Annotated in this window: 10 protein-coding genes; 9 read left to right on the top strand and 1 reads right to left on the bottom strand. The window is 61.7% G+C overall.

Annotated elements, in window-relative coordinates; all coding sequences use genetic code 11:
- The 9 genes from murD (at position 1) to lpxC (ending at position 10487) form a co-directional block, all read left to right on the top strand.
- Complete coding sequence (murD, locus tag M1B34_RS08425; protein ID WP_268264848.1) at positions 1–1347, top strand: UDP-N-acetylmuramoyl-L-alanine--D-glutamate ligase; 1347 nt, start codon at positions 1–3, stop codon at positions 1345–1347.
- Positions 1344–2561, top strand: coding sequence for a putative lipid II flippase FtsW (gene ftsW / locus M1B34_RS08420; protein ID WP_425273501.1), 1218 nt, complete (start codon positions 1344–1346; stop codon positions 2559–2561). The genes murD and ftsW overlap by 4 nt, the downstream gene beginning before the upstream one ends.
- On the top strand, positions 2551–3621 hold the full coding sequence (gene murG, locus M1B34_RS08415; protein ID WP_268264847.1) for an undecaprenyldiphospho-muramoylpentapeptide beta-N-acetylglucosaminyltransferase: 1071 nt from the start codon (positions 2551–2553) through the stop codon (positions 3619–3621). Before ftsW ends, murG begins: the two co-directional genes overlap by 11 nt.
- The gene (gene murC / locus M1B34_RS08410; protein ID WP_123337719.1) at positions 3614–5071 is read left to right on the top strand and encodes a UDP-N-acetylmuramate--L-alanine ligase; all 1458 of its coding nucleotides are present in this window, start codon (positions 3614–3616) and stop codon (positions 5069–5071) included. The genes murG and murC overlap by 8 nt, the downstream gene beginning before the upstream one ends.
- On the top strand, positions 5068–6024 hold the full coding sequence (locus tag M1B34_RS08405; protein WP_268261282.1) for a D-alanine--D-alanine ligase: 957 nt from the start codon (positions 5068–5070) through the stop codon (positions 6022–6024). Before murC ends, M1B34_RS08405 begins: the two co-directional genes overlap by 4 nt.
- Before the next feature lie 4 nt (positions 6025–6028).
- The gene (locus tag M1B34_RS08400) at positions 6029–6895 is read left to right on the top strand and encodes a cell division protein FtsQ/DivIB (RefSeq protein ID WP_123337715.1); all 867 of its coding nucleotides are present in this window, start codon (positions 6029–6031) and stop codon (positions 6893–6895) included.
- A 14-nt stretch (positions 6896–6909) separates the two neighbouring features.
- The gene (ftsA, locus tag M1B34_RS08395) at positions 6910–8169 is read left to right on the top strand and encodes a cell division protein FtsA (protein ID WP_123337713.1); all 1260 of its coding nucleotides are present in this window, start codon (positions 6910–6912) and stop codon (positions 8167–8169) included.
- Positions 8170–8266: 97 nt separating this feature from the next.
- Positions 8267–9463, top strand: a complete 1197-nt coding sequence (gene ftsZ / locus M1B34_RS08390; protein ID WP_123337711.1) for a cell division protein FtsZ — start codon at positions 8267–8269, stop codon at positions 9461–9463.
- A 112-nt stretch (positions 9464–9575) separates the two neighbouring features.
- On the top strand, positions 9576–10487 hold the full coding sequence (gene lpxC, locus M1B34_RS08385) for a UDP-3-O-acyl-N-acetylglucosamine deacetylase (RefSeq protein ID WP_009045509.1): 912 nt from the start codon (positions 9576–9578) through the stop codon (positions 10485–10487).
- Positions 10488–10553: 66 nt separating this feature from the next.
- Here the strand turns inward: lpxC and M1B34_RS08380 are convergent, their stop codons facing one another.
- Positions 10554–12047 (bottom strand): diguanylate cyclase, encoded by a 1494-nt coding sequence (locus M1B34_RS08380; protein ID WP_425273500.1) that lies wholly within the window; start codon positions 12045–12047, stop codon positions 10554–10556.
- Positions 12048–12126: the final 79 nt, after the last annotated feature.

Below are 12126 nucleotides of genomic sequence, written 5' to 3'. Positions count from 1 at the left end.
GTGTCTCTGATCGCTTCTGACCACTTCCGCATCGTTGTCGGCCTCGGCAAGAGCGGCATGTCCCTGGTTCGCTTCCTGGCGAGCCGGGGCGTGGCGTTTGCAGTGGCCGACACGCGGGACAATCCACCTGAGCTGGCCACGCTGCGCCGTGACTACCCTCATGTGGAAGTGCGTTGTGGCGAACTGGACGTGGAATTCCTGTGCCGTGCCGACGAGCTCTACGTGAGCCCTGGCCTGGCCCTGGCCACGCCCGCCCTGCAAGCGGCAGCAGCCCGTGGCGTCAAGCTGTCGGGTGACATCGAGCTGTTCGCGCGTAACGCCAAGGCGCCGATCGTCGCCATCAGCGGCTCCAACGCCAAAAGCACCGTCACCACCCTGGTCGGCGAGATGGCTGCTGCGGCGGGCAAGCGTGTGGCGGTGGGCGGGAACCTGGGGACCCCGGCCCTCGACCTGCTCAGCGACGACGTCGAGCTGTACGTCATGGAGTTGTCCAGCTTCCAGTTGGAGACCACCCACGACCTGGGTGCCGAAGTGGCGACCGTGTTGAACATCAGTGAAGACCATATGGACCGCTACAGCGGCCTGCCGGCCTATCACTTGGCCAAGCACCGGATCTTCCGCGGGGCGCGGCAAGTGGTGTTCAACCGTCAGGATGCCTTGACCCGTCCGCTGATCGGCGAAGGCCTGCCGTGCTGGACCTTCGGCCTGGGCAAACCCGACTTTAAGGCCTTTGGCATTCGCGAAGAGAACGGCGAGAAGTACCTGGCCTTCGAATTCCAGAACCTGATGCCGGTACGTGAACTGAAGATCCGTGGCGCGCATAACCAGTCCAACGCCCTGGCGGCCTTGGCCCTTGGGCATGCGGTGGGCCTCCCGTTCGATGCCATGCTCTCGAGCCTGCGCACCTTCGGCGGTCTCGAACATCGCTGCCAGTGGGTGCGCGACCTGGGCGGTGTCAGCTATTACAACGATTCCAAGGCCACCAACGTGGGCGCTGCATTGGCCGCTATCGAAGGCCTGGGGGCTGATATCGACGGGAAGCTGGTGCTGATCGCCGGTGGCGACGGCAAGGGCGCCGATTTTAAAGACCTTAAAGCACCCGTGGCCGCGCACTGCCGCGCGGTGGTGCTGATGGGCCGCGATGCCGATTTGATCGCTGCTGCCCTGGGCGACGCCGTGCCGCAAGTACGCGCCACGTCCCTGGACGACGCCATCGCCCAGTGCAAGGCCGTGGCCCAGCCCGGCGATGCGGTGTTGCTGTCGCCGGCGTGCGCCAGTTTCGACATGTTCAAGAACTACGAAGAGCGTGGGCAGCTGTTTGCCCAGGCTGTGGAGGGCTTGGCATGAACCTGCGCAACATCATCAAGCCTTATCCGTCGCCGCTGATTACCGGTCGTGGCATCGACCTCGACTTCCCATTGCTTGCCGGTTGCCTGGCACTGCTGGGCCTCGGGCTGGTGATGATCACCTCCGCCTCTTCGGAAGTGGCCGCCGTGCAGTCGGGTAACCCGCTGTACCACATGATTCGCCATTTGGTTTACCTGGTCATCGGCCTGGGTGCCTGTGTCGTGACCATGATGATTCCCATCGCCACCTGGCAGCGCCTGGGCTGGTTGATGCTGATCGGTGCCTTTGGCCTGCTGGTAATGGTGCTGGTGCCGGGGATCGGTCGTGAGGTCAACGGCTCGATGCGCTGGATCGGCTTCAGCTTCTTCAACGTGCAGCCCTCCGAGATCGCCAAGGTGTTCGTGGTGATCTACCTGGGCGGTTACCTGGTGCGCCGGCAGAAGGAAGTGCGTGAGAGCTGGATGGGCTTCTTCAAGCCCTTCATCGTGCTGCTGCCCATGGCTGGCCTGCTGCTGATGGAGCCGGACTTCGGCGCCACGGTGGTGATGATGGGCGCTGCGGCGGCCATGCTGTTCCTGGGCGGGGTCGGGCTGTTCCGTTTCACCTTGATGGTGGTGCTGGCAGTGGCGGCGGTCACCATCCTGGTTCAGGCCCAGCCCTACCGGATGGCGCGCTTGATCACCTTTACCGACCCCTGGGCCGATCAGTTCGGCTCCGGCTACCAGTTGACCCAGGCGTTGATTGCCTTCGGTCGCGGCGAGTGGCTCGGCGTTGGCCTGGGCAACAGCGTGCAGAAGCAGTTCTACCTGCCCGAAGCCCACACCGACTTCGTGTTCTCGGTGCTGGCTGAAGAGTTGGGCGTGGTGGGTTCCCTGGCCACCGTCGGGCTGTTCGTATTCGTGTGCGTGCGTGGCATGTACATCGGTCTGTGGGCCGAGAAGGCCAAGCAGTACTTCGCCGCTTATGTGGCTTACGGTTTGTCGTTCCTGTGGATTGGTCAATTCCTGATCAACATCGGCGTGAACGTAGGCTTGTTGCCGACCAAGGGCCTGACCTTGCCGTTCCTCAGTTATGGCGGCAGTTCCTTGGTGATCTGCTGTGCCTGTCTGGGCTTGTTGCTGCGCATCGAGTGGGAGAGTCGAACCCACTTGGGCAGTGAAGAGATGGAGTTCAGTGAAAGTGATTTTGCCGAGGAGCCAATCCATGGGCGCTAACGTGCTGATCATGGCGGGCGGTACCGGGGGCCACGTGTTCCCGGCCTTGGCCTGTGCGCGGGAATTCCAGGCCCGTGGCTACAGCGTGCATTGGCTCGGGACCCCGCGAGGCATCGAGAACGAATTGGTGCCGGGTGCCGGGTTGCCCCTGCACCTGATCAACGTCACCGGCCTGCGGGGCAAGGGCAAGCTGTCCCTGCTCAAGGCGCCGTTTGTGCTGATTAAGGCCGTGTTGCAGGCGCGCAAGATCATTCGCCAACTGAAGCCGGTCTGTGTGCTGGGCTTTGGTGGTTATGTCACGGGCCCTGGCGGAGTCGCCGCCAAGTTGGCCGGTGTGCCGGTGATCGTTCATGAACAGAACGCCGTGGCCGGTACCGCCAATCGGCTGCTGGTGCCGTTGGCTGCGCGAGTCTGCGAAGCTTTCCCGGACACCTTTGCCACCTCCGCCAGCCGCCGCACCACGGGCAACCCGGTGCGTGGTGAACTGTTCCTCGAAACACCGCGCGAGGCCCTGGCCGGACGCAAGGCGCGTTTGCTGATCCTCGGTGGAAGCCTGGGTGCAGAACCGTTGAACAAGTTGCTGCCTGAGGCCCTGGCGCTGGTCGATCCCCAGTGGCGCCCGGAGGTCTTCCACCAGGCTGGCAAAAACCACGATGAAGTGACTGCGCAGCGTTATCGCGACGCTGGTGTCGAGGCGCAAGTGCAGCCCTTTATCAAAGACATGGCTCAAGCCTATGGCTGGGCCGACCTGGTGGTCTGTCGCGCAGGTGCGCTGACCGTCAGTGAACTGGCTGCCGCCGGTCTGCCCTCGATGCTGGTGCCTTTGCCCCACGCGATCGACGATCACCAGACCCGTAACGCCGACTATTTGGCTCGTGAAGGCGCTGCTTTCCTGATGCCGCAAAGAACGACTGGTGCCGCGGATCTAGCCGCTCGCCTGACAGAGGTTTTGATGCAACCGGAACGACTCGACAACATGGCGCACGCAGCGCGCCGACTGGCCAAACCCGAAGCCACCCGCAGCGTGGTCGATATCTGCCTGGAGGTGGCCCATGGTTGAGAATCAGAAAGCCATGCCGCATCCGGAGATGCGCCGCATCCGTCGTATCCACTTCGTCGGTATCGGCGGCGTGGGCATGTGCGGGATCGCTGAAGTGCTGTTGAACCTGGGCTATGACGTCTCGGGTTCCGACCTCAAGGCGTCGCCGGTTACCGAGCGCCTGGAGTCGTTCGGTGCGCAGATCTTTATCGGCCACCGTGCCGAAAACGCCGCCAATGCCGATGTGCTGGTGGTGTCCAGTGCCGTGAACACGTCCAACCCGGAAGTCGCCACCGCCCTGGAGCGCCGCGTACCCGTGGTGCCGCGTGCGGAGATGCTCGCCGAGCTGATGCGCTACCGCCACGGCGTGGCCGTTGCCGGTACTCACGGCAAGACGACCACCACCAGCCTCCTGGCCTCGGTGTTCGCCGCTGGCGGCCTGGACCCGACCTTCGTCATCGGTGGCCGGCTGAATGCAGCCGGTACCAATGCACAGCTCGGTACCAGCCGTTACCTGATCGCCGAAGCCGACGAAAGTGATGCCAGCTTCCTGCACCTGCAGCCGCTGGTGGCCGTGGTCACCAACATTGACGCCGACCACATGGCGACCTACGACGGTGACTTCAACAAACTGAAGAAAACCTTCGTCGAGTTCCTTCACAACCTGCCGTTCTATGGGCTGGCGGTGATGTGCCTGGACGATCCGGTGGTGCGCGAGATTCTGCCGCTGGTCAAGCGTCCGACCGTGACTTATGGCTTCAGCGAAGAAGCCGACGTACGTGCGATCAATGTGCGCCAGCAAGGCATGCAGACGTTCTTCACCGTGCTGCGTCGCGACCGTGAGCCGCTGGACGTCTCGGTGAACATGCCAGGCAACCACAACGTCCTGAACTCCCTGGCGACCATCTGCATTGCCACCGATGAAGGCATCAGCGACGAAGCCATCGTCCAGGGCCTGTCGGGCTTCCAGGGTGTGGGCCGACGCTTCCAGGTCTACGGCGAGCTGCCAGTGGAAGGCGGCAACGTGATGCTGGTGGACGACTACGGTCACCACCCGACCGAGGTGGCCGCAGTGATCAAGGCGGTTCGTGGTGGCTGGCCGGAGCGCCGTCTGGTGATGGTTTACCAGCCGCACCGCTTCAGCCGCACCCGCGACCTGTACGACGATTTTGTGCAGGTCTTGGCCGACGCCAACGTGCTGCTGTTGATGGAGGTCTACCCGGCCGGTGAAGAACCGATTCCGGGTGCCGACAGTCGCCAGCTGTGCCACAGCATTCGCCAGCGTGGTCAGCTCGACCCGATCTACATCGAACGGGGTGTCGACCTGGCTCCTCTGGTCAAGCCGCTGCTGCGTGCCGGCGACATCCTGCTGTGCCAGGGCGCCGGTGATATCGGCGGCCTTGCGCCCAAATTGTTGAAAAGTCCGTTGTTCGCCGGTGCCGTGGTGGCTGGACAGGAGAAGTTGAAATGACCGCTGCCTACGCCAGCCTGTTTTCTACCCTCGACCCGAAAGCCTTCGGTCGTGTTGCTGTGCTGTTCGGCGGCAAGAGCGCCGAGCGTGAAGTGTCGCTGAAGTCCGGCAATGCCGTGTTGCAAGCCCTGCAAAGTGGCGGTGTGGATGCGTTCGGCATCGACGTCGGCGACGATTTCCTGCAGCGCCTGCTGAGCGAGAAGATCGACCGTGCCTTCATCATTCTCCACGGCCGTGGCGGTGAAGACGGCAGCATGCAGGGCCTGCTGGAGTGCCTGGGCATCCCCTACACCGGCAGCGGTATCCTCGCTTCGGCCCTGGCCATGGACAAGCTGCGCACCAAGCAGGTCTGGCACAGCCTGGGGATTCCAACGCCACGCCACGCCGTCCTGAGCTCCGAAGCCGATTGTATTTCTGCGGCTGCGGAACTGGGCATGCCTTTGATCGTCAAACCGGCTCATGAAGGTTCCAGTATCGGTATGGCCAAAGTGACTTCCGCGTCTGAATTGATCGACGCATGGAAGGCGGCCAGTACCTACGATTCGCAAGTTTTGGTTGAGCAATGGATTCAAGGTCCGGAGTTCACCATCGCGACGCTGCGTGACCAGGTGTTACCACCCATTGCCCTGGGCACCCCCCATACATTTTACGACTACGACGCCAAGTACCTGGCTTCCGATACCCAGTACCGGATCCCTTGCGGCCTCGATAGCGCCAAAGAACAAGAGCTCATGGACCTCACGGCGAAAGCCTGCGAGGCGCTCGGTATCGCCGGTTGGGCCCGGGCCGACGTGATGCAGGACGCCGATGGGCAGTTCTGGTTCCTGGAAGTGAACACCGCCCCAGGCATGACCGATCACAGCCTGGTGCCGATGGCGGCCCGTGCTGCGGGTCTGGATTTCCAGCAGTTGGTATTGGCCATTCTGGCCGCCAGTGTCGAGGCACGAGGTTAAGTCCATGCAAGGCGCATCGCTACGTCATCAGCAACCCGCTCCCGGCCGCAAGCCGGTGCCGCGGGGTGCCAGCCGGATGGTGGCTAAAGAGCCGATGTCGGTGCGCCTGCCGAAAGCCAACTTCGGCTTTCTGAAAAGCCTGTTCTGGCCCGTGTTGTTGGTGGTGCTGGGTTTTGGCACCTACGAAGGCGCCCAGCGCCTGCTGCCTTACGCGGACCGGCCGATCACCAAGGTCGCGGTCCAGGGTGACCTGAGTTACATCAGCCAGCAGGCGGTGCAGCAGCGGATCGCGCCTTACGTGGCGTCGAGCTTCTTCACCATCGACCTGGCGAGCATGCGCACCGAGCTGGAACAGATGCCCTGGATCGCCCACGCCGAAGTGCGTCGGGTGTGGCCGGACCAGGTGGTGATTCGCCTGGAAGAGCAACTGCCGGTGGCCCGTTGGGGCGACGAGGCACTGTTGAACAACCAGGGCCAGGCGTTCACTCCGCGTGAGCTGGCGAACTATGAACACTTGCCGCAGTTGTTCGGACCCCAGCGGGCCCAGCAGCAAGTGATGCAGCAGTACCAGGTGTTGAGCCAGATGCTGCGGCCCATGGGCTTTTCGATTGCCCGTTTGGAGCTGCGCGAGCGTGGCAGCTGGTTCTTGACCACCGGTGCCGGCAGCGCCGGGCCCGGCATTGAGTTGCTGCTGGGTCGCGATCATCTGGTGGAAAAGATGCGCCGCTTCATTGCCATTTATGAAAAGACGTTGAAAGAACAGATTACGAACATTGCGCGCATCGACCTGCGCTACGCCAACGGCCTGGCCGTCGGCTGGCGGGAACCTGTAGCGCCCACGACAGCCGAACCCGCTGTCGCGAAGAATTAAGAAGAGGCAGGACCATGGCAAACGTGCAAAGCGGCAAAATGATCGTCGGTCTGGATATCGGCACCTCCAAAGTGGTGGCGCTGGTGGGCGAAGTCGCGGCCGATGGCACGCTGGAAATCGTCGGTATCGGTACGCACCCGTCCCGCGGCCTGAAGAAGGGCGTGGTGGTGAACATCGAATCCACCGTGCAGTCGATCCAGCGCGCGGTAGAAGAAGCGCAACTGATGGCCGGCTGCCGGATCCACTCGGCGTTCGTCGGCGTTGCGGGCAATCACATCCGCAGTCTGAACTCCCACGGCATCGTGGCGATTCGCGACCGCGAAGTGAGCTCTGCCGACCTGGAGCGTGTGCTGGACGCCGCCCAGGCCGTGGCGATCCCTGCTGACCAGCGGGTGCTGCACACCTTGCCGCAGGACTACGTGATCGATAACCAGGAAGGCGTCCGCGAGCCTCTGGGCATGTCCGGTGTGCGCCTTGAAGCCAAGGTGCACGTGGTGACGTGCGCGGTGAATGCCGCGCAGAACATCGAGAAGTGCGTGCGTCGCTGTGGCCTGGAAATCGACGACATCATCCTCGAGCAACTGGCGTCTGCGTACTCGGTACTGACCGATGACGAGAAAGAGCTGGGCGTGTGCCTGGTGGACATCGGTGGCGGCACCACGGACATCGCGATCTTCACCGAAGGCGCGATCCGTCACACCGCAGTGATCCCGATTGCCGGCGACCAGGTGACCAACGACATCGCCATGGCCCTGCGTACGCCGACCCAGTACGCCGAAGAAATCAAGATTCGCTACGCCTGCGCCCTGGCCAAGCTGGCCGGTGCCGGTGAAACCATCAAGGTGCCGAGTGTCGGCGACCGTCCGCCCCGCGAGCTGTCCCGCCAGGCCCTGGCCGAGGTGGTCGAGCCACGTTACGACGAGCTGTTTACCCTGATCCAGGCGGAGCTGCGTCGCAGCGGTTACGAAGACCTGATCCCGGCGGGCATCGTGCTCACCGGCGGCACGTCGAAAATGGAAGGCGCGGTCGAATTGGCCGAAGAGATTTTCCACATGCCGGTGCGCCTGGGTGTTCCGCACTCCGTCAAAGGCTTGGCCGATGTGGTGCGCAACCCGATCTATTCCACCGGCGTCGGCTTGCTGTTGTACGGGCTGCAGAAACAGTCCGACGGCATCTCGTTCTCCGGGATCGGCAGCCGCGACAGCTACAGCAATGAAGAGCCGAAAGCGGCCCTGCTTGATCGCATCAAGAGCTGGGTGCAAGGCAACTTCTAAGCAACAGTTTCACGCGACACGTTTCAAGCAACAGGCAGTAAACGCAGTAGGCAGTAGGCAGTAGGCGAAAAACTAGAGAAATGAAAGGAGAGGGAAAATGTTTGAACTCGTAGACAACGTCCCGCAAAGCCCGGTAATCAAGGTTATCGGTGTCGGCGGTGGCGGCGGCAACGCCGTCAATCACATGGTCAAGAGCAACATCGAAGGCGTGGAATTCATCTGCGCCAACACTGATGCTCAAGCGCTGAAAAACATCGGCGCGCGGACCATCCTGCAACTGGGTACTGGTGTTACCAAGGGTCTGGGTGCCGGCGCAAATCCTGAGGTCGGTCGTCAGGCCGCTCTGGAAGACCGCGAGCGCATCGCTGAAGTCCTGCAGGGCACCAACATGGTGTTCATCACCACAGGCATGGGCGGCGGTACCGGTACCGGTGCTGCGCCGATCATTGCCGAAGTGGCCAAGGAAATGGGGATCCTCACCGTTGCGGTGGTGACTCGTCCGTTCCCGTTCGAAGGCCGCAAGCGTATGCAGATCGCCGATGAAGGCATCCGCGCGCTGAGCGAAAGCGTCGACTCGTTGATCACCATTCCCAACGAGAAGCTGCTGACCATCCTCGGTAAAGACGCCAGCCTGCTGTCGGCGTTCGCCAAGGCTGACGACGTGCTGGCGGGTGCCGTTCGCGGTATCTCCGACATCATCAAGCGTCCGGGCATGATCAACGTCGACTTCGCCGACGTGCGTACCGTGATGAGCGAAATGGGCATGGCGATGATGGGCACTGGCTGCGCCAGCGGTCCGAACCGTGCACGTGAAGCCACTGAAGCGGCCATCCGCAACCCGTTGCTGGAAGACGTGAACCTGGAAGGCGCACGCGGCATCTTGGTGAACATCACCGCCGGTCCTGACCTGTCCCTGGGTGAGTACTCCGACGTGGGTAGCATCATCGAAGCCTTCGCTTCCGAACACGCCATGGTCAAGGTCGGTACCGTTATCGATCCGGACATGCGTGATGAGCTGCATGTCACCGTGGTTGCCACCGGTCTGGGCGCGAAAATCGAGAAGCCTGTAAAGGTCATCGACAATACCGTTCACACCAGCCACGCCAGCCAGTCGGCTGCCGCTCCAGCGCCTGCGCGCCAGGAACTGCCGTCGGTGAACTACCGTGATCTGGACCGTCCGACCGTTATGCGCAACCAGGCTCAGGCCAGTGCTGCGACTGCGGCGAAGCTGAATCCGCAAGATGATCTGGATTACCTGGACATCCCGGCCTTTCTGCGTCGCCAGGCCGATTGATGGAATGTATCAGGGGTATTAGGGTGATTGGTGTTCAGCAAAGGCATGGTCTGCTATTATCGCCAGCCTTTGTTGATACCAGTTCGCAATTTGCGCTGAAGCGGCCCAAGCCATGATTAAACAACGCACCCTGAAGAATATTATCCGTGCCACAGGTGTAGGCCTGCATTCCGGGGAGAAGGTTTACCTGACTCTCAAGCCTGCGCCTGTCGACACCGGCATTGTGTTTTGTCGTGCCGACCTGGACCCTGTGGTGCAGATTCCTGCTCGCGCGGAAAATGTTGGTGAAACCACGATGTCGACCACATTGGTCAACGGTGACACCAAAGTGGACACGGTGGAGCATTTGCTCTCGGCCATGGCTGGCCTGGGCATCGATAACGCCTACGTCGAGCTCTCCGCGTCCGAAGTCCCGATCATGGATGGTAGCGCTGGACCCTTCGTATTCCTGATTCAATCTGCCGGCCTGGAAGAACAGGACGCAGCTAAAAAGTTCATCCGCATCCTTCGTGAAGTGACTGTGGAAGATGGCGACAAGCGCGCCACTTTCGTGCCTTTCGATGGTTTTAAAGTGAGCTTTGAGATCGATTTCGATCACCCGGTTTTCCGTGACCGCACCCAGAGTGCCAGCGTGGACTTTTCCAGCACGTCGTTCGTGAAGGAAGTCAGCCGCGCCCGGACTTTTGGTTTCATGAGTGATATCGAGTACCTGCGCAAGCACAACCTCGCACTCGGCGGCAGCGTGGAAAACGCCATCGTGGTCGACGCGGATGGTGTACTGAACGAAGACGGCCTTCGCTATGAAGACGAATTCGTGAAGCACAAGATCCTCGATGCAATTGGTGACCTCTACCTGCTGGGCAACAGCCTGATAGGTGAGTTCAAAGGCTTCAAGTCGGGCCATGCCCTGAACAACCAGCTACTGCGCAAGTTGATTGAGCAGAAAGATGCCTGGGAAGTTGTGACTTTCGAAGACGCCAGCACTGCACCGATCTCTTACATGCGTCCGGTTGCGGCCGTGTAATTTACTCTCTCTTTCCTTTTGTTTTTAAAGGCTGCCCTTAGGGTGGCCTTTTTTTATGCCTGTTTATTAACCCGGCACCACGCGATTGCGGCCATTGTGCTTGGCTCGGTAAAGCGCTTTGTCGGCGTTGTAGAGCAGGTTCTCCAGGGTGGCGCCGGTTGTTCCCGACCAAGTGCTGGTGCCGATGCTGGCGGTCAACGTCGACACTTGGGGGCCGATCGGTGCCAGTTGTTCAATGGCGATACGAATCTTTTCCGCCAGGGCCAAGGCCCCCATCACGTCGGTGTCGGGCAGGATCACCGAGAACTCCTCACCGCCGTAGCGTGCCGCCAGGTCGGCAGGGCGGCGCACATTGGCCGCGATCAACTGGGCGACCACCTGCAAGGCTGTGTCCCCAAGCTGATGACCATGGCGGTCATTGAATTGCTTGAAGTGGTCGACATCGATCATCAGCAACGACAGCGGCGTGCCCGAGCGCTGGGCCCTGGCCCATTCGCGGGCCAGGGTTTCGTCCAGGGTTCGGCGATTGGCCAGGCCGGTCAAGGCATCAATGGCCGCCAGTTGCGCCAACTCCTGCTCGGCGCGATGGCGCCGCCTGAGTTCGTTGCACAGCAGCAACGTCAGCCACAGCAGGCCAATGCACAGGGCGCCGGTGGCGCCGCTCACCAGCCAGGCCGTGCGCTGCCAGGAGGCGTAGACCTCAGCCGAGGACAGTGCCACCACCACGATCAGCGGCAAGTCGCCCACTTGGGAAAAGGTGTACAGGCGCGGCGTTCGGTCGACGCTGGAGATGCCGCTGAAGCTGCCGTTGCCCTCGCGCAGGATGCGCACGAAGTTCGGCCGCTGGCTGAAGTCCTTGCCGATCAGATCGTCGGCCAGGGGCGGTTGTTGGGCCAGCAGTATGCCGTCGTGGCTGACCAGGCTGATCGAGCCGTTGCGTCCGATATCGAGGTTTTTGAACAGCTGGTTGAAGTAGTTCAGGCGCATGGGCGCTTCGGCGACACCGAAGAATTGTCCCTGCTCGTCCACCACTCGGCGGCTGAAACTGATGCGCCAGTCATGGTCTGCGGTGCGGGTGCGGAACGGTGGGCTGATTGTCATGCCCTGGTTGGGGTTTTGCACATGGGAGCGGAAGTACTCGCGATCGGCGTAGTTGCCCGTCCTGGGCGTGACCGAGGCCGAGTCAGCGAGGACGTCGCCGTGTTTGTCCAACAGCAGGATGTCGCCCTTGTAGGGCGCGGCAGTGGCGCGATCGAAGAGCGCCAGATGGCGGATCTCAGCCGACACTTTTTGCAGGTCTTCACGTCCGGCCGCGGCAATCAGGCCTTTGAGGGACAGGTCATAGAGTTCGACGTTGCGCAGTACGTCGGCGTCGATCAGTTGCACAATGTTGTTGGCCGAACGGGCCGCTGCCTGCTCGGCGCTGGCGTATTCGCGGATCAGTAAAAACGTCACGATGCCCAGGATGGCGATCACCATCAGTGAGCTTCCAGCGATCAGCATCCGTTCCGAGCGTGTTGAAAGCATCATATTGCGAGGTATCGCACTCCCTTCGCCCACGGTTCTGATTACGGCCGTTGGGTGAGTTGATAAGAATCCTTTTGGATAACGCCGACGCGCTGGCAAGGGCCGGCCATCC

The organism is Pseudomonas morbosilactucae, from assembly GCF_023241715.1.
Taxonomy (GTDB): domain Bacteria; phylum Pseudomonadota; class Gammaproteobacteria; order Pseudomonadales; family Pseudomonadaceae; genus Aquipseudomonas; species Aquipseudomonas morbosilactucae.
This window is presented reverse-complemented; position numbering and strand designations above follow the sequence as displayed.